At 42.6% G+C, this 19126-nt stretch carries 20 protein-coding genes; 18 read left to right on the forward strand and 2 right to left on the reverse strand.

What is annotated here, in order from left to right; all coding sequences use genetic code 11:
• The 12 genes from ubiG to A9Z07_RS01270 form a co-directional block, all read left to right on the forward strand.
• Positions 1-308 (forward strand): bifunctional 2-polyprenyl-6-hydroxyphenol methylase/3-demethylubiquinol 3-O-methyltransferase UbiG (ubiG, locus tag A9Z07_RS01215; RefSeq protein WP_069576286.1); only part of this gene is annotated, 308 nt, incomplete at its 5' end.
• Positions 305-1006, forward strand: a complete 702-nt coding sequence (locus A9Z07_RS01220; RefSeq protein WP_171258935.1) for an HAD family hydrolase — start codon at positions 305-307, stop codon at positions 1004-1006. The genes ubiG and A9Z07_RS01220, both read left to right, overlap by 4 nt.
• A 30-nt stretch (positions 1007-1036) precedes the next feature.
• Positions 1037-1783 (forward strand): YciK family oxidoreductase, encoded by a 747-nt coding sequence (locus A9Z07_RS01225; RefSeq protein ID WP_004773414.1) that lies wholly within the window; start codon positions 1037-1039, stop codon positions 1781-1783.
• A gap of 181 nt (positions 1784-1964) precedes the next feature.
• On the forward strand, positions 1965-2348 hold the full coding sequence (locus A9Z07_RS01230) for an RcnB family protein (protein ID WP_004773416.1): 384 nt from the start codon (positions 1965-1967) through the stop codon (positions 2346-2348).
• 112 nt (positions 2349-2460) lie between these two features.
• On the forward strand, positions 2461-3822 hold the full coding sequence (argA, locus tag A9Z07_RS01235; RefSeq protein ID WP_069576289.1) for an amino-acid N-acetyltransferase: 1362 nt from the start codon (positions 2461-2463) through the stop codon (positions 3820-3822).
• A gap of 306 nt (positions 3823-4128) precedes the next feature.
• On the forward strand, positions 4129-5121 hold the full coding sequence (locus A9Z07_RS01240; RefSeq protein ID WP_069576291.1) for a sulfonate ABC transporter substrate-binding protein: 993 nt from the start codon (positions 4129-4131) through the stop codon (positions 5119-5121).
• A 12-nt stretch (positions 5122-5133) separates the two neighbouring features.
• Complete coding sequence (locus A9Z07_RS01245; protein WP_069576292.1) at positions 5134-6120, forward strand: aliphatic sulfonate ABC transporter substrate-binding protein; 987 nt, start codon at positions 5134-5136, stop codon at positions 6118-6120.
• A 32-nt stretch (positions 6121-6152) separates the two neighbouring features.
• Positions 6153-7328 carry an FMNH2-dependent alkanesulfonate monooxygenase gene (gene ssuD, locus A9Z07_RS01250; protein WP_004773423.1) on the forward strand — a complete coding sequence of 392 codons (1176 nt, stop codon included), beginning with the start codon at positions 6153-6155 and terminating at the stop codon, positions 7326-7328.
• Positions 7325-8128, forward strand: a complete 804-nt coding sequence (ssuC, locus tag A9Z07_RS01255) for an aliphatic sulfonate ABC transporter permease SsuC (RefSeq protein WP_004773424.1) — start codon at positions 7325-7327, stop codon at positions 8126-8128. The genes ssuD and ssuC overlap by 4 nt, the downstream gene beginning before the upstream one ends.
• Positions 8129-8140: 12 nt before the next feature.
• On the forward strand, positions 8141-8941 hold the full coding sequence (locus A9Z07_RS01260) for an ATP-binding cassette domain-containing protein (RefSeq protein WP_069576294.1): 801 nt from the start codon (positions 8141-8143) through the stop codon (positions 8939-8941).
• 243 nt (positions 8942-9184) lie between these two features.
• Complete coding sequence (locus A9Z07_RS01265) at positions 9185-9796, forward strand: TetR/AcrR family transcriptional regulator (RefSeq protein ID WP_004773426.1); 612 nt, start codon at positions 9185-9187, stop codon at positions 9794-9796.
• 283 nt (positions 9797-10079) lie between these two features.
• Positions 10080-10562 carry a hypothetical protein gene (locus tag A9Z07_RS01270; protein ID WP_069576296.1) on the forward strand — a complete coding sequence of 161 codons (483 nt, stop codon included), beginning with the start codon at positions 10080-10082 and terminating at the stop codon, positions 10560-10562.
• Positions 10563-10666: 104 nt separating this feature from the next.
• On the opposite strand, the gene A9Z07_RS01275 is transcribed toward A9Z07_RS01270, so the two are convergent.
• Together A9Z07_RS01275 and A9Z07_RS01280 are read right to left on the reverse strand one after the other, a co-directional pair.
• Positions 10667-11233 carry a 5'-nucleosidase gene (locus A9Z07_RS01275; protein ID WP_069576297.1) on the reverse strand — a complete coding sequence of 189 codons (567 nt, stop codon included), beginning with the start codon at positions 11231-11233 and terminating at the stop codon, positions 10667-10669.
• 62 nt (positions 11234-11295) lie between these two features.
• Positions 11296-12429, reverse strand: a complete 1134-nt coding sequence (locus tag A9Z07_RS01280; RefSeq protein ID WP_069576301.1) for a TDT family transporter — start codon at positions 12427-12429, stop codon at positions 11296-11298.
• A gap of 207 nt (positions 12430-12636) precedes the next feature.
• Here A9Z07_RS01280 and ribF point away from each other — a divergent pair, with 207 nt between their 5' ends.
• From ribF to A9Z07_RS01310, 6 genes are all read left to right on the forward strand, one after another.
• On the forward strand, positions 12637-13638 hold the full coding sequence (ribF, locus tag A9Z07_RS01285; protein WP_069576305.1) for a riboflavin biosynthesis protein RibF: 1002 nt from the start codon (positions 12637-12639) through the stop codon (positions 13636-13638).
• Between the two features lie 62 nt (positions 13639-13700).
• On the forward strand, positions 13701-16538 hold the full coding sequence (gene ileS, locus A9Z07_RS01290; RefSeq protein ID WP_009516378.1) for an isoleucine--tRNA ligase: 2838 nt from the start codon (positions 13701-13703) through the stop codon (positions 16536-16538).
• Positions 16539-16542: 4 nt separating this feature from the next.
• Entirely contained in the window at positions 16543-17073 is a 531-nt protein-coding gene (lspA, locus tag A9Z07_RS01295) for a signal peptidase II (RefSeq protein WP_171067036.1), read from the forward strand.
• 1 nt (position 17074) lies between these two features.
• A complete protein-coding gene (locus A9Z07_RS01300) occupies positions 17075-17557 on the forward strand; it encodes an FKBP-type peptidyl-prolyl cis-trans isomerase (RefSeq protein ID WP_005228218.1) in 483 nt (160 codons plus the stop codon).
• A 105-nt stretch (positions 17558-17662) separates the two neighbouring features.
• Positions 17663-18205: an NADPH-dependent FMN reductase gene (locus tag A9Z07_RS01305; protein ID WP_069576310.1), complete on the forward strand. Its 543-nt coding sequence runs from the start codon at positions 17663-17665 to the stop codon at positions 18203-18205.
• A 325-nt stretch (positions 18206-18530) separates the two neighbouring features.
• Complete coding sequence (locus A9Z07_RS01310) at positions 18531-19076, forward strand: type 1 glutamine amidotransferase domain-containing protein (RefSeq protein ID WP_069576312.1); 546 nt, start codon at positions 18531-18533, stop codon at positions 19074-19076.
• Positions 19077-19126: the final 50 nt, after the last annotated feature.

The following is a 19126-nucleotide window of genomic DNA, read 5'->3' on the forward strand; positions in this document are numbered from 1 at the left end:
TCGTCAAAGCCTGTCAGGCTTTGGTTAAGCCAGGCGGTCATGTGTTCTTCTCGACGATTAACCGTAATCCAAAATCTTATTTATTTGCCATTATCGGTGCTGAATACGTACTCCGTTTACTACCAAAAGGAACGCATGACTATCATAAATTCATTCGTCCTTCAGAAATGGCACACGATATCCGCAATGCAGGACTCAGCCTGAAAGAAATGACAGGTTTACATTACAACCCGATCACCAAACATTACTGGTTAGCGCCAAATGTTGATGTGAATTACATGGTTCATACGACAAATACAGGTGCATGATGAAAGCTGTTTTATTTGATCTTGATGGTACGTTGATCGATACCGCTGCAGACTTTATCCGTATCATTCAACAAATGTGCCGTGATGAACAACGTCCTGTCGTAGATGCTGCAGCCATTCGCACTCAAGTGTCTGAAGGCGCACGTGCCATGGTGAAACTGGTTTATCCAGAATTAGAGATCACCGATGAGGTTTTCCTTTCACATCGTCAGCGCTTTTTAGATACCTATGGTGCCAATATTGTTGTGGATACCGACCTATTTGAAGGCATGTACCCTTTATTGGAAGAACTCGAAGCACATCAGATTCCGTGGGGTATTGTGACCAATAAACCTCGTGGTTTAAGTGAACTGCTGCTCGCAGCATTAAACCTAACAGAGCGTTGTGCAGTCTTAGTTTGCCCGGAAGATGTCAGCAAAACCAAACCCGATCCAGAACCGATGTATCTCGCTGCACAGCAGCTCAATCTTGATGCCAAAGACATCATTTATGTGGGTGATCATCCACGTGATATCGATGCCGGTCGCAATGCAGATATGTATACCATTCTGGCAGCCTATGGCTATTTACCCGTAGAATCACGTGATGATCTGGCGGCATGGCAGGCAGATGCCATTATTCACACCATCCCCGAATTACACCAACTGCTCAAACAGAAAATCACTGTTTTGTCAGAAAATCAGGGTATGATGGGTTAAATATTGATGATAAAAACAGGAGGCATAACAATGAAATATTCAGAATATCAACCTCGTCCAGATTTGCTGAAAGACCGTATTATCCTGATCACCGGTGCTGGTGACGGTATTGGACGTGCTGCTGCTATGAGTTATGCCCTTCATGGTGCAACCGTTGTGTTACACGGTCGTACCTTGAATAAACTTGAAGTGATTTATGACGAAATTGAAGGTTTGGGTGCGCCTCAACCTGCAATTTTACCTTTGCAGCTTTCAACCGCTTCAACGCATGACTACGAGCTTCTGGTCAATACGCTTGAACAGCAATTCGGTCGTCTTGATGGCATCTTGCATAACGCAGGCATGCTGGGTGATCGTGTTGAACTGGCAGAATATCCAGTCGATGTTTGGGATGATGTCATGGCAGTCAATTTACGTGCGCCTTTTGCTCTTACTCAAGCTCTATTGCCGTTGTTAGAGAAATCTGAACATGCCTCTGTGGTATTCACCAGCTCAAGTGTCGGCCGCGAAGCACGTGCATTGTGGGGCGCTTATTCAGTGTCTAAAGTTGCAACTGAAGCCATGAGCAAAATCTTTGCCGCAGAAAATACTTATCCAAATATTCGTTTTAACTGCATCAATCCAGGTGGAACACGTACAGCGATGCGTGCCAAGGCCTATCCGGAGGAAGATCCAAAAGTACTTCCAACACCAGATAGCATTATGCCAGCCTACCTGTACCTGATGGGTGACGATAGTCTGGAGATGAATGGCCAAAGTATTGATGCTCAAGCTTAATTCACACATTAAAATAATTCTAAATAACATTGGACACTGACGTTAAAACTGTTTTTTTCAGAGAAATGGGCGAAGAATCTTCATCTTTTTAATGGAACAATGAATTGATCTTCACAGTTTCTCTGCATTTTTAACGTACAGTAGTTCACATGAGAGACATCCGAAGTCAATAAGGTGCATCATGAAAAAATTTTTCATTATCTTGGTTTTAGGTTCGACGACCCTGTTCAGTAGCATGGGGAGTTTTGCAGGTCCGCATGATCGTGACGAAGACTCGCGTGGTGGCGGCTGGCAAAATGGTCGTGGCTTTGATCGTCCAGATGGTGAAAATCGTCAACGTGAACGCCGTATGCGCGAAGAACGTGGTGTGGAGCGCCTAAAACAACATCGCTGGCAGGCAGGTTATGTCATGCCACAACATTATCGTGGTAATGGTTATAAAGTCGATTATAAAGACAATAACCTTCCTCGACCGAGCCGTAACGAACAATGGTACAAGATCAACAACGACTATATTTTAGTCAACTCAGAGGATAACAGTATTATTCGTATCATGGGCTTCTAAGCACTTTTTAAAAGGCGAATGATATTAAAGTTGGGTTGTTGTTTTCAGAATAGATTTATCTTTTCATTTTTTTCGTTAAAATCAGATCAATTGGTACATCTCTGAGATTCACATGGCGACCCAAATGACTGAAACTTTACATAGTACAACACAAGATTATGTACATTGGTTTCGCCATTCCGCACCTTATATTAATGCCCATCGTGATAAAACCTTTATCCTGATGTTTGCGGGCGAAGCGGTTCAGCACGAAAATTTCCAGCATATTATTCATGATATTGCCTTGTTGCACTCGCTGGGCATCCGCTTGATTCTCGTTTACGGCGCACGTCCGCAAATCAATCAGAATTTGCTTGAACGTCATATTGAGACCCCATTTCATCAAAACCATCGCATTACCACTCGTGAGTCTTTACGTGGCGTCATGAATGCTGTGGGTTCGATCCGTTTAGAAATTGAAGCCTTGTTGTCTATGGGATTGGCGAATTCACCTATGTATGGCGCTCGCATTGATGTGGTGTCTGGTAATTTTGTGACTGCCAAACCTTATGGTATTCGTGATGGGATCGACTTCCAGCTCACTGGTGAAGTCCGTTCTGTAGATACCGATGCCATTCAACGCCATCTCGATAATCACAATATTGTCCTGCTCGGACCCACGGGCTATTCAACCACTGGGGAAGTCTTTAATTTACTGGCAGAAGAAGTTGCGACCAAAACGGCTATTGCTTTAAAAGCGGATAAACTGATTTTCCTAGGCGAAAAGCAAGGACTGATGAATAAACAGCAACAGCTATTACGTGAATTAAATCCGCATCAACTAGAACCGTATATCCAACAGAACCAACAACAATATCCGGAATTTGCCTTACATCTCAAACAGGCTCAACAAGCGTCCTTGTCAGGCGTACATCGCGTACATCTGATTTCCTATGCCTATGACGGCGCACTGATTGAGGAGCTGTTCACCCGCGATGGTGTCGGCACCTTGATTACCGATGCCCACTATGAAGAAGTCCGTATTGCCAATATCAATGATGTTGGGGGCTTGATCAATCTGTTACGCCCACTCGAACAGGAAGGCATTCTGGTTTATCGCTCACGCGAACGCCTTGAAAGTGAAATTGAACATTTTGCGGTGATTGAGCGTGACGGTATGATTCTGGCTTGTGCAGCACTGTACCCAATTGCTGCGGAAACTGATGAAATCCGTTCTGCTGAAATTGCCTGTGTGGCTGTCGATGCCAGTTATCGTAAATCAAATCGCGGCAGCCAGATTTTGCAATTCCTTGAAAGCAAAGCCAAGCAACAAGGAATTCAACAGCTCTTCGTACTCACCACCCGAACCGCTCACTGGTTTCTGGAACAAGGCTTTAGCCCTGCCAGTGTGGATGATTTACCCAATGCCCGCCAAGAGTTATATAACTATCAGCGTAATTCACTGGTCTTTAAGAAAACCTTGCCTGTAAAATAAGGCCGTTGGAGATATTTTTATTTTTGATAAGAATATCTCCTTATCATCATGATCTCTGCTTAAGACAATTTCGATAAAAATTTGAACAAACATTAAAATATCTAAAATTTAATTAAAAAACAAAAGCTTAATTAAAAACAAAACACTTTCTCTTATTCAATCTACAGATAAGATTATTCGATCTTCTATTTTGCACTTTTCATCATAAGCAAAGCCCGATTAGTTATTTTTTATGCAATAAAAAAAGTTTTAGCTTAGTTGCTCATCTTATTTAAATCTTTTGATTTTTCGGGGAGCACAACCAACATGGCTGTTTCAATCAATCGCTCATGGGCAACATCTACTCTCATTGCGGCAAGTCTTGCCAGTCTAATGGGTGTGACAGGCTGTGCAAAAAAACCTGAGCAGCAAGGTACAACAAAACAAGAAACCACAACATTAAATATCGGCTTTCAAAAGTATGGCATCTTGCCGATCGTCAAAGCAAAAGGTGAATTAGAAAAAAACCTTGCTGCTCAAGGTATACAAGTTAAATGGGTCGAATTTCCCGCTGGCCCGCAATTATTAGAAGGCTTGAATGTTGGCAGCGTGGTATTGGGTGAGGCTGGTGAAGCCCCACCTATCTTTGCGCAAGCCGCCAACCCGAATCTGATCTATGTTGCCAACCAGCCACCTGCACCAAGCGCAGAGGCCTTGATTGTACAAAAAGACTCTCCGATTCAATCCGTTCAGGATTTAAAAGGTAAACGCATTGCCCTGAATAAAGGCTCCAACGTGCACTACCTGTTACTCAAGTTGCTAGAAGAAAATAATCTCACCTTAAATGATATCCAGCCTGTTTATTTGCCACCTTCAGATGCACGCGCTGCATTTGAAAAAGGTGCTGTCGATGCATGGGTGATCTGGGATCCATTCTTGGCTGCGGCTGAACATCAGATTCATGCACGTGTCATTGCCAATGGTGAGCATCTTGTAAGTAACCATCAATTCTATCTATCTGATCGCCAGTTCGCTGAAAGTCATCCGCAGGTGTTAAATACCGTAGTAACGACACTCAATCAAACAACGGACTGGGTGAAGGCCCATCCTGACGATGCTGCAAAACTGTTAGAAAAACCGACCGCACTTGAATTCGACATTTTAAAAACGTCAATTTCACGTATGGGCTTTGGAGTTCAACCTATTTCTGAAAAGGTCGCCAAAGAACAGCAATATGTGGCTGATGCGTTTTTTGCCCAGAAACTGATTCCAAAGCAGCTTGTGATCCAAGATGCCTTATTGAAGAACGAAGTTAAATAATTGAGGATCACCATGAAGTTGTTATCTAAAGTTTCTGTTCTGGGTGTGCTGATCTCTACATTTTCGCTGAGTGGTTGCCAGAAACCCGAACAGCATACGGAGAAAGCAACTTCAACAACTGAAAATACAGCCGTAAAAACACTCTCGATCGGTTTCCAGAAATCTTCACTCAATTTGTTGGTTGCCAAACAACAAAAGCTATTTGAGCAAGAATTTCCAAATGCCAAAATTGAATGGCGTGAATTCCCTGCTGGCCCACAGATGCTTGAAGCACTTGCAGTCGGGGCCGTTGATTTTGGTTATGTCGGCAATACGCCACCGATCTTTGCTCAGGCCGCGGCTAAACCATTGAGCTATGTGGCTTATGAAGTGGTTGCGCCGACGGGACAGGCTGTTTTGGTACATGCCAACGATAAAATCAGCACTTTGCAAGATTTAAAGGGCAAACGTATCGCGGTACAAAAAGGCTCAAGTGCACACGAATTGCTGGCTAAAACCCTGCAAAAAGCGGGTCTATCCTGGCAAGACATTCAGCCTATCTGGTTACCTCCTGCCGATGCACGTGCAGCATTTAACAAACAGGCTGTTGATGCATGGGCCATTTGGGAACCCTACTTAGGTACAGCCGAACTTCAAGGTCATACCAAAACCTTGGTAGATGGCTCTGCTTTCCCAACCACGTATTCTTTTTATATTGGTAATCCTGACTATATTAAAAAGCATCCTGATTCTGCGCCAAAGCTCATCAAAAGCATCAACCTTGCTGATCAATGGATCGTGCAACATCAAGATCAGGCGCTACAGATTTACGCACAAAGTACCGGCTTGAGCCTTCCCGTAGCGCAACGTGTTTTAGACAAACGTCCAAAACCATCACCTGTACACATCCTCACACCAGAGGTCGTACAGAGTCAGCAACAAATCGCCGATTTATTTAAACAAGAGCAGCTTATCCCTGTGCAGATTGATATTCAGCATAGTGTCTGGTCTGCCCAATAAACATTGATTTCATTTTCATAAGGAACATCGACATGAATATTTTCTGGTTTATTCCCACTCATGGTGACAGTCGTTATCTAGGCACCAGCAAGGGTGCTCGTCAGGTCGATCATGCTTATATGAAACAAATTGCCGTTGCCGTGGATAATCTCGGTTATGCAGGGGTTCTGATTCCGACAGGTCGCTCTTGTGAAGATCCGTGGATTACTGCTGCCAGTCTGATTGATGCCACCAAACAGCTTAAATTCCTCGTCGCATTGCGTCCCGGCATTACCACTCCAGCACTTGCTGCACGCATGGCTGCTACCTTTGACCGTCTTTCCAATGGCCGTATTTTGCTCAATCTGGTAACAGGTGGTGATGAACAGGAATTAAAGGGTGATGGTTTATATGAAGATCACAGTACCCGATACCAGACAGCCTCTGAATACGTCAAAATCTGGCGTGAAATCCTGACTCGCTCACATACAGGTGAATCATTTACATTCCACGGCGAACGCCTCAGTGTCGATGACGCCAAACTGCTCTACCCACCTGTACAGCAGCCTTATCCACCGCTGTGGTTTGGTGGCTCATCAGAAGCGGCAACCGAACTGGCGGCAGAACAGGTCGATACTTATTTGACTTGGGGCGAGCCCCCTGCTGCGGTAAAAGAAAAAGTTGAACATTTACGTGCCAAAGCAGCGGCCAAAGGTCGTACGCTCAATTATGGTATCCGCTTACATGTGATTGTCCGTGAAACCAACGAGCAGGCTTGGGCAGCTGCGGATGAGCTGATTCAATACCTAGATGATGCAACCATTGCCGCGGCGCAGAAAAAATTTGCTCAAATGGATTCCGTCGGTCAGCAACGTATGGCTGCACTTCACGGCGGACGTAAAGACCAACTTGAAGTTTCACCTAACCTCTGGGCAGGCATTGGGCTTGTGCGCGGCGGCGCAGGAACCGCCTTGGTCGGCGATCCTGAAACTGTTGCGGCACGTATTCAGGAATATGCCGATTTAGGCATTGATACCTTTATCTTCTCAGGCTATCCGCATCTGGAAGAATCTATTCGTTTTGCTGAACTGGTGTTCCCATTATTACCGCTTAAAACCCGAGAGAAACTGGCGCAGCCACATTTAACAGGCCCATTTGGTGAAATCATTGCCAATAACTATGTGCCTGAAGTCAAGGAACCTAAGACCTTGGCTAAGGAGACCGCATGAGTAGCAAAGTTTCCGTCAATAATGTTTCACGTGGAACACAAAAAATAGGCAGAAGTTTATTGCCTTGGTTATTTCCAATTTTACTGATTCTAATTTGGCAAGCTGCCTCAAGCGCGGGACTGCTACAAAATCGGGTATTACCTGCCCCAACTGCTGTGGTGAGTGCTTTTTGGCACTTACTCCTCAGTGGTGAACTTTGGCTGCATGTTAAAGTCAGTGCTGGTCGTGCCCTACTTGGTTTACTCATTGGTGGGGGCTTGGGGCTGATTTTAGGCCTATTGAATGGCTCATCACGGATTGCTTCAACCCTGCTCGATACCACCTTGCAGATGATCCGTAATATCCCTGCATTGGCGCTGATTCCATTGGTCATTTTATGGTTCGGTATTGATGAAACTGCCAAACTGTTTCTGGTTGCTGTGGGGGTGTTTTTCCCAATCTATATCAATACCTATCACGGCATTCGTTCTGTCGATCCGCAACTGATTGAAATGGGTAAAAGCTACGGGCTAAGCCGTTGGCAGTTGTATAAAGAAATTATTTTACCGGGTGCAATGCCTTCTATTTTAGTCGGCCTACGTTTCTCTTTAGGGCTGGTCTGGGTACTTTTGATTGTGGCTGAAACGATCTCTGCACAATCAGGAATTGGTTATATGACCATGAATGCACGCGAATTTTTACAGACCGATATTGTTCTGGTCGGTATTTTACTCTACGCACTGCTGGGCAAATTAGCAGATGTATTGGCTCAAGGTTTAGAACGTTATTTATTACGCTGGCATGCAGGCTACCAGAAATAAAAGGAGATAAAGATGAGTAATTTAAATCTAAATTTCTATGACAATAATCTGGTTCAACCTGTCACTGAACCAGAAACAGCTCAGGCACCTGCCAATGGCGCAGATATTCTGATTGAGCAACTTTATAAGTTTTATGGTGAGGTCAAGGTTCTCGAAGATCTTGATCTGCATATTCAGGCAGGTGAATTTATTGCCGTTGTCGGACGCAGTGGCTGCGGTAAAAGCACCCTGCTCCGTCTCATTGCCCAACTTGAAAAAGCCAGTTATGGTGAAATCAAATTCCAGTCTGCACGCCATTTTCGTGAAGGCATCACCAATGCAGACATTCGGGTAATGTTTCAGGATCCTCGCCTGTTGCCGTGGAAAAGTGTTCTGCAAAATGTTCAACTGGGTTTACCAAAAGACCAGCACCAACTCGCTGCGACCTTACTGGAGAAAGTCGGTTTAAAAGAAAAGGCAACGCAATGGCCTGCACAGCTTTCAGGCGGGCAACGTCAGCGTGCGGCTCTGGCGCGTGCCCTCTCGCATTCACCACGTATTTTGCTCTTGGATGAGCCTTTAGGCGCCTTAGATGCCCTGACCCGTTTGGAAATGCAAAACCTGATTGAGCGTCTCTGGAAAGAACAAGGCTTTACCGCAATTCTGGTCACGCATGATGTGAGTGAAGCAGTCCAGTTGGCTGATCGAATTATTCTTTTAGATCAAGGTCATATCGCACATAGTTTTCAGGTGAATTTGCCCCGTCCACGTAAAAAGAGTATTGCTTTTGCACAACTCGAACAGCAAGTCCTTGATGCGGTTTTAGCGACCTAAAACCGCATTATTTTTTTCTAAAAAAGGCGTCAAATCATCAAAAATACCAATTCAAATTGACGACCAGCATATGAATTATTTACAAAATATGTATGGCCGTTTTTAGATTTCAATAATTATCAAATACATCCCCAACATTGGCCTGAAAAGTATATTTTTTTCGATAAAAAAATTGTGTTACTGTGCACAAATCCGACAATTTATCTTACAATGTCAATGACATTTTTTGAATCAAGCTCGCAGATGGAACAGAAAAAAAGTACACAAAAGCGCAATCAACTGCTGAATGCTGCCCTAGATGTTTTTTCCGTCTATGGGTTTAGTGGCGCAAGTCTGGATGAGATTGCACAGCTGGCAAATATGCATAAATCCAATATTTTCTACTACTATGAAAATAAAGAGTCACTGTATGTCGAAGTGCTCACCACCGTTCTGCAAAAATGGCTGGCGCCTTTACAGACGTTGGAGTCAGAACTTGAACCCACAGAAGCACTCACGCATTATTTAATTCAAAAAATCGAAAGCTCACGTGACCAGCCTAAAGCCTCACGTTTATTTGCACTTGAGATCATTCAAGGTGCACCACATATTCTGCCAATCTTAAAAGGCCCTTTGAAAAAGCTGTTTAAACGTAAAGCTAAAGTCATTCAAACATGGCAAGAACAAGGCAAATTATCAGCAGATATTGATCCAGAACTTTTAATTCTGAATATCTGGGCCATTACACAGAATTATGCGGACTTCTCAACCCAGATTGAAATGGTAACAGGGAAAACCTTACGTAACCGTAGCATGTTCCAACGCACAATCGAACATACTGTGCATGTGATGTTATACGGCGTATTGCCCCGTTAAGTTTTCTTCCCAAGCCTTGTTTTAGCGATTGAAATAAACGAAAAAAGCGACGGTGTTAGTCGCTTTTTTTCTTGCCAAATGGTTAAGGTGGTTATTCAACTGAGCTAATCAAAAATGTGGAATATTGATTAAGAAACTTTCGTGGAACGTGAAAGATCACGAAAAAGCCATTCTAGTGCACTAAACCCTAGAATGACTTACTTTAAAGTATTGAGATAAAAGGAAAAGTTCAAGTATTTCGTATAAGGCGTATTATGTTAATTTTAGGAAAAGTGAACAAAAAATGAATGACATAGATAAGTTTCAGTTCAAATTAGAATTAATATTAAATCTAAAATCGGCTAAAGATATTCAAGATTGGGCTATAAATAGAATAGAGCAAAATATTACAGATTCGGAAGCTTTGGAAATAAGTTTTTTTTCTAAAGAAAAACAAGTTTTAGATTATTTTTATAACATTAAATTTGAATGGTTGAACTTACCCTCTACTTTAAAGAAAATTTTTTTTAGAGAAGCCTTAAGAAAATATATTGAACCACCGCCAACTATTGAATATTCAGAAGAATTAATCAGAAGTATCTTTAGGATGTTGCTTGAACTCTCAAAAATTGCTGAAGATGAAGATTTATATAGCTTGATAGATCATTATGACGATGAACTTTATTTAATTTTAGATGGTATTTATAACTCAGTACCAGAAGATGTATGGCCTTCATTCATTAATGATCTTAGGCATTTGCTTTCCATAAAATCACTGTCCATTTAATATAATGACCGTTATGCGAATTCCACACAAAATAATATTTTAATTTCAATAATCTACCAACACAAAATTCAACCCATGCACACTACAGCATTAGATCGTTGCACTTAAAAATGCGCCTGATATAACGCCAATAATTTTTGCGCACCCAGTAATAGATTCTCTTCCCAATCCAGATGAGCCGTATCATTGGCACCATCAGTAATATATTTCACTGAAATTAAACGCACCCCAAGCTTTTGGCACACTTTAGCTAAGGCATAGCCTTCCATATCCACCAGATTACAGCTCACTTTGGGCAAACCAGTTTCAAACGAATCACCCGTGCCACAAACTCCTTTAGGCAAAAGCTCAAAATGGGGCTGGGTATGGATTTCCGCAGGAATTTCGTCATCCATTGGTGTGACTCCGACTGCAAAACCTAAGGGTGAAACATCCATATCACGCTGCACAAAAGTCGTGACTTCAACCAGACTATGCGCATCAAAGTGAGAACTTCCAGCACTGCCTAAATTTATGAGAGTTTTACAGCCCGTCTTTTGAATCACCTCAAATGCTTTGAATGCTGCATTAATTTTGCCAATTCCACTGTAATGAACGTCAATACCAGCTTGTTCAAACAAGCCTTTAGATTCATTTGGCAACGCCATAATCAGGGCAATATCAGCATTCATATAAAGACTCGCTCAAATAAAAAAAGAGACACAAAAAGGTGTGCTCAGGCACACCTTAAATATTATTGCATCTTCTGCTGTAAGGCGACTAAACAAGGAGAGAAAAATAACTGACCGCTATACGCCCCTGCCACTGTTTTCTTCATGACCAATGCCCATAACCCAACCAACAACAGACTTAAAACCACAGCCGTATACTGTAAGAAACCGATGTGTAGTTGATGCGCCAGATTAAAAATTGCCAGAATAAATACGCCGAACGGGAAAGTGAGTCCCCACCAACCCAAGTTAAAGGGAATTCCTGTGCGGGCATGGCGCAGTGTGGTCAAAATCGCAATACCGAACCACCACACACCAAAGCCTAATAACACCAAGCTCGCCACGATTCCCAAAGCAGGCAACAAGGTAGCCAAGCTTTCGAATCCCATCGCTTGCATGATCCGTGGTGCCTGCTCGCCGAGTAATAATAACGCTAATGCCCCTGTCCCAATCGGGCCCAAGCATAACCAGCTAGAAATCGCGACTTCTTTCTCGGGCAATTGATGCAAAGCAAGACGTAACATCAGGATGGTTAAGATTGCAAATGCAGGTAACACAGAAATTCCCCACAACACATACCCTGTAATCAAAATCGTCAAGGCATGTTGATCGGCTGCTAAATGTTGCAACAACAGACCTGCTGAGCTGGCAGCAACTTCACATGCCACAATCGGCAGCAGCCACACGGCGGTCATGCGTTGTAATTGATGGTCCTGACAGCTAAACATGCAAAATGGCACCACCCAAGCGATTACAACGGCAAGAATTACATCAATGTACCAAAGGTAAGTCGCAATCTGTATAGCAATATCACCATATAAATGTGTTCCGAAACTGAGAAAACCATTGGCAATTGTTGCTAAACCCATGGGTATCGCACCCAAAAACAGACTCATATTGGGATGGCTAAAAATCTGTTTCGCTTCATGTGGAAACAATAGCCAGCGCAAGGCATACAGCACAGTAAAGGTCGTAAATAACAGAATATTGAATTGCCACAATTTAGTCGCAAGTGTGAACATAATAGACGAAGCAAAAGGAAGCTGTGTTAAAATCATGGCCACAACACCTGTGCCCATGGTGGCAGTAAACCAGTTCGGGGTAAAATGACGAATCACATCTTTCGTCTGTTCCAGCTGATAAAACGGCTTTTTCATCTCGATCTCTATGTAAAGCAACTATAAAGCGATTTTAGTTGAGTTCTTAAATAAGAAAAATTGATTTATTTTTATTTAATGAATCAATTTTATTGATATAAAACTTCTAAATCCTGAAATTTTTCTGTGTAAAAACACAACAACAAGACGAAACGCTGAGAATATGGCAATATATAGCCTTTGCAAAAATCACTGTATTTAACGCCCATGAAGTTGCTTCGTCTCAACGCATTATCGCCAGATTTTCAGTTACCTCCGACTGCGGTAACGATCGGCAATTTTGATGGTGTCCATCTCGGCCATCAAGCGATGATTGCTCAACTCAAAACGTTGGCTTCTGCTCAAGGCTTAAAAACATTGGTGATGATTTTTGAGCCGCAACCGCTTGAATTTTTTAAAGGTTATGATGCTCCGCCACGTATTAGCTCATTACGTGAAAAAGTAGAATATTTAACTGAGCTTGGTGTTGATTACATTGCGGTCGCGAAGTTCGATCAATATTTCAGAAGCTTAAATGCCACTGAATTTGCAGATTTACTCAAATTAAAACTCAATGCACAAAGTCTCGTTCTTGGAGATGACTTCCATTTTGGTAAAGATCGTCAAGGTAACAGCGAATTTCTACGCAACTATGGCTTTGATGTTACCAATTTAAATACCATCGCCTTGAATGGTGAACGGGTGAGTTCAACCCGTATTCGTCAGGTCCTACAAGCAGGTGATCTGGCTTTAGCTGCAAAATTACTAGGTCGCCCGTATAGCATCACTGGCCGTGTCCAGTATGGCGATCAAATTGGTCGCACCCTTGATTTTCCAACGATTAATGTCCGTTTAAACCGCCATAAACCATGCTTAAACGGGATTTATGCGGTCGATGTGGTGTGTGAAGATGCCTCTCTTACGGCAAAAATAAAACATGCAGATCCTGCTCTTAATGGCATCTCTGGCTATCAAGCCAACAGTTTATTTGGTGCAGGTCATGTGGGGACACGCCCAGCCATCAAACAAGTCCAACCTGAATGGCGATTAGAGGTACATTTCCCCGATGTTTCTGCTAATCTGTATGGCTTATTGATGCGGGTAACCTTCCTTCACTATTTACATGGTGAGCTGAATTACCCTTCGCTTGAAGCCCTCAAAGCCGGAATTAATGATGATGTGCAAAAGTTACGAGATTATCGTAGCAGCACACCAGAATTTCCTTTTTAAATTTAATTTTCATTTGTAATACATGTCAGTTTACAAACTGATCAAACTGGAAGAAAACTTGCATGAGCGATAAGCAAACTCCTGAAAATGCAGTGGATTATAAAGCCACACTCAATTTGCCAGCGACTGAATTTGCCATGAAGGCAAACTTGGCTGTGCGTGAAGCCAAATGGTTAGAAGAGTGGTATGCCGACAACATTTATCAGCAGATTCGTGCATCGCGTATTGGCAAGAAAAAATATGTACTTCATGACGGCCCTCCGTATGCCAATGGTCAAATCCATTTAGGTCATGCTGTTAATAAAGTCTTAAAAGACATCATTATCAAAAGCCGCGTTTTAGATGGCTTTGACGCACCATATGTGCCAGGTTGGGACTGTCACGGTTTGCCAATCGAACTTAAAGTCGAAGAAAAAGTCGGTAAAGTTGGCGTCAAAGTTGATGCATCAACTTTCCGTAAAGCATGCCGTGAATATGCATACACTCAAGTCGAATTACAGAAAAAAGACTTTGTACGTATGGGCGTGTTTGGTGACTGGGACAATCCATACCTCACCATGAACTTCAAACAAGAAGCAGATATCGTACGTGCACTCGGTGCTATTGCTAAAGCAGGTCATATTGAGCCGGGTTTAAAACCAGTAAACTGGTGTATGGACTGTGGTTCTTCTCTGGCTGAAGCTGAAGTTGAATACGAAGATAAAAAATCAGATGCCATTGATGTCGGCTTCACCGTGGTTGATCTGAAAGATCTCAGCACACGTTTGAATGTCGAGGTTAAAGATGCCACTGATATCGTGATCTGGACCACGACACCGTGGACTTTGCCTGCAAACCAAGCCGTAGCATTGCATGCTGAAATCGACTATCAACTGGTACAGGTTACAACTGACCGTGGTACGCAAAACTTTATTCTTGCCAAAGATCTGGTTGAATCAGCAATCGAGCGTTATAAGCTTGAAAATCCAGTTGTACTTGCTGATTTCAAAGGTGCTGCAATCGAAAATCTTCTCCTGCAACATCCGCTTTTAACTGATCGTCAAGTGCCTGTGATTTTAGGCGAGCACGTGATTGCAACCAGTGGTACAGGTGCAGTACATACCGCTCCAGGCCACGGTGTAGACGACTATAAAGTTGGCTTGCTCTATCAATTGAAAGTTGAAAATCCTGTAGGCGGCAATGGTGTTTATTTACCAACTGCGCCAATTTTTGCAGGTGAGCACATCTATAAAGCCAACCCACAAATCATTGAAGCATTGGGTGCAGTAGGACGTTTATGGGCGCATCAGCCAATCAAACATAGCTATCCGCATTGCTGGCGTCACAAAACACCAATTATCTTCCGTGCGACACCACAATGGTTTATCAGCATGGATGCCAATGGTCTACGCCAAAATGCATTAAACGCGATTGAAAATGACATCGAATTTGTGCCTGATTGGGGTCAAAGCCGTATTCAGTCCATGATTGAAGGTCGTCCTGACTGGTGTATCTCACGTCAACGTACATGGGGTGTGCCAATCCCGTTCTTCGTTCATAAAGATACCAATGAATTGCATCCTCGCACGCCTGAACTGATTGAAGAAGTGGCTAAGCTGATCGAGCAAGAAGGGATCGATGGCTGGTATAACCGTGAAGCAAGTGACTTCATTGGTGCAGATGCCGAGAACTACAATGCAATCCGTGACACGCTTGATGTTTGGTTTGACTCTGGCACAACACACTATGCTGTGCTACGTGAACGTGAAGACCTGCAAGATCCTGCTGACTTGTATCTTGAAGGTTCAGATCAACACCGTGGCTGGTTCCAGTCTTCATTGCTGACATCAATTGCAATCAATGAACGTGCGCCATATAAAGGCTTGCTCACCCACGGTTTCGTGGTCGATGAGAAAGGCCGTAAAATGTCTAAATCATTAGGTAATATCATTACCCCACAAGACATTATTAAAGATATGGGTGCAGATGGTTTACGCTTCTGGATCGCTTCTGCGGACTACCGTTATGAAATGACGGCTGGTAAAGAAATCTTTAGCCGTGCTTCAGATGGTTACCGTCGTATCCGTAATACCTTACGATTCTTGCTAGCCAACCTGAATGGCTTCAAACCATCAACAGATGCGCTGCCAGTGGACCAGTTGATTGCATTGGATCAATACATCCTTCAACGTGCTGCTGAGGTTCAAAAAACCATTCAGCAAGCCTATGAAGAGATGAACTTCCATATTGTGACCAATGCCCTCACCAACTTCTGTATCAATGATTTAGGTGGTTTCTATCTCGATATCATCAAAGATCGTCAATACACCACCAAGGCAGATTCACAAGCACGTCATTCTGCGCAAACAGCGCTGTATCATATCGTTCAAGCCTTTGTTCGCTGGATGGCACCAATTCTTAGCTTTACAGCGCAAGAAGCATGGCCATTAATTCCAGAACAAACTGAAAAATATGTGTTTACTGCTGAATGGTATGACATTCCAACGGCATCAACAGCAAACTTACTGTCTGAAGCAGATTGGCAAACATTGATTAGCGTAAAATCAGCAGTAAATAAACAGATTGAAGCAGCACGTAACGCTAAACTGATTGGTAGTAACTTATCTGCAAAAGTTGAACTTTGGGCAGATGAAGCATTACAGAAATTGTTGAACCAATTGGCTGATGAATTACGCTTTGTCTTGATCACCTCTCAAGTCATTGTGCATCCTTATGCTGAACAAGGTGAAAGCACTGACCTTGCAGGGTTACGTGTTCAGGTTTCAGCTGCGGATGGTGAAAAATGTGTACGCTGCTGGCATGTGCTGCCAGATGTAAATACACACGTTGGTCATGCTGGTTTATGCGCTCGTTGTATTATCAATGTCACTGGCAGTGGCGAAGTGAGAAAATATGCATAATTCTGTGCAAACAAGCCCCGCAAAAAAAGGCTTATTCCAGTTTTACCCGCACAACTTAATGTGGCTTGGACTTTCTGTCCTTGCCATTGTGCTGGATCAATGGACCAAATGGATTGCAAGTTCGCATTTAAATTATGCTGATCCTGTTCCAGTTCTGCCTTTTTTAAACTGGACATTACTTCACAATCATGGCGCAGCATTTAGCTTTTTATCTGATGCGGGTGGCTGGCAACGTTATCTTTTTACGTCTCTAGCAGGCATTGTGTCGGTTATTTTTGTGTTCTGGCTCATGCGCATGCCAAAGAAAATGATCGTTTTGCCTATGGCGATTGCGTTGATTCTCGGTGGAGCAATTGGCAACCTGATTGACCGTGTCAGCTTGGGTTATGTGGTCGATTTTATCCATGTCTATTACCAGAACAGCCATTTTCCAGCATTTAACCTTGCAGATAGTGCCATTACATTGGGAACGATCTTGCTGCTGATCGATACTTTCTTCTTAGAGAAGAAACGCAACCAAAATGCGGATGTATAAGATGAACGAAATTATCCACCCAAACGAAGAAATTCGTATTCAGGACGGCTCAAAAGTCGACTTACACTTTTCGGTTTCAATCGAAAATGGTGTAGAAATTGATAATACGCGTAGTCGTGAAGAACCAGTAAGTCTGGTCATTGGCGATGGTAATCTGTTACCAGGCTTTGAAAAGGCTTTATTTGGTTTACGTGCAGGCGATCGTCGTACTGTACATTTACCACCTGAAGATGCTTTTGGGCCTTGGAATGCTGAAAATATCCAGATCTTCGATACAGTTAAGTTTGAACAACGTCCAATCGTTGGTCATATGATTGAGTTCGAAGATAAGGCCAAAGCAACCTTATTTGGAATTGTAAAATCGGTCAATGATGACACCACTGAAATCGATTTTAATCATCCACTGGCAGGCAAAAATATTACCTTTGAAGTGGAAATCTTTAAGGTCACCCCTGCTGGACAGCAAGGCATTAAATTGATGTAACATAAAAGCTCTCAAATGAGAGCTTTTTTTAACCCTGAATAAAAGTATAAGATCATTAAAAGACATTCATTTTGATTCAAAGCAATAATACATAGGAATACAAATATGCTCATTTATATTATCGTCGGTAGCATCCGTGAAGGCCGAACTGCAATTAAAATCGCTAATTGGGTCAACCAAGCCATTAATGAACTTTCATTCGCTGATATTCAAACAGAAATTGTCGATCTGAAAGAATGGGCATTACCGATATTTGCAGGCGCTCATCCGCCAGCGACAGGTGTTTATGACCAACCGAAGCAACAACAATGGGCTGATAAAATTGCGGCAGCCGATGCATTTATCTTTATTAGTCCTGAATATAATCATGGCTACAGCCCAGCACTCAAAAATGCATTGGATTACGTGGCTAAGGAATGGCAAGGCAAGCCTGCTGCTTACGTAGGCTACGGTGCCACCAATGGCTCTCGCTCAATTGATCAACTCCGTCAGGTCGCGACCTATATCGGCTTGGTTGACAGCAATGCTGTTCTTGAAATCCGTGATATTTTTAAACGTAATAAAGAAGAAACGTTTGAAGCCAATGAGTTTGAAGTCAAAGGCTTGGCAGCACTTATCAGCAAATTACAGAAATATAATGTTGTGTAGATGTAAGCCTAAGCGTACATAGACAAGCTACATTCACCTCTATTCTCTACTCTGCTTTATCTTTAATATACAAAGCATAGAGAGACAGGAAGTCTCATTGAGAATAATAAGACACACAGGAAGTGGTCGTTAATAGGATATTAACGACATAAGCTGAATACGAAGAAGCCCCGTCAGGATGATGGGGCTTCTTTTTTGCCTATTTAAAGCATGTAACAGAACTTGACATCGTATCCCACAAGATACAATCTGCCCCAGAAAGCCCTACATTTTTCATGTTTTTAGCTTGTTACCCTAAAATAAAAATGATTTTGAGGTCGTAACAATGGTTAAAAAAGCATTAATCATCACATCAAATGTAGGTGTCGAACATGATGAACTGATTCAACCACTTGAGTTTTTAAAAGGAAAAGGCATTGAAGTCATCCATGCCGCAGAAACATTTGACGCTGTGCAAACGGTGAAAAGTGATAAGGCATTAGGGCCAAGTTACTCCCCACAAGCCTCTTTAGATCAGGTTTCTGTAGAAGACTACGATATTTTGATTATTCCAGGTGGTACGGTAAATGCCGATACATTGCGCCTAAATGAAAACGCGCATGCCATCATTCAATATTTCACTGATCAGAAGAAACCTATTGCTGCAATCTGCCATGCGCCTTGGGCACTGATAAATGCAGAACGGATTAAGGATAAAAATCTGACTTCCTATAAAAGTATCCGTTTAGATCTAGAAAATGCAGGTGCACACTGGGTAAATGAAGTCGTACATCGTTGTAATACCAATGACTGGCCTCTTATCACCTCACGATGTCCAGATGATATCCCGCAGTTTAATGAAGCTATTTTGAAAGAACTGAATCAAGAATAAAGCTTCCGATCTTATTTTTAACGCGCACAAAAAAAACACCCCTAACCGTC

This window comes from Acinetobacter sp. YK3, assembly GCF_001729365.1.
GTDB lineage: Bacteria > Pseudomonadota > Gammaproteobacteria > Pseudomonadales > Moraxellaceae > Acinetobacter > Acinetobacter vivianii.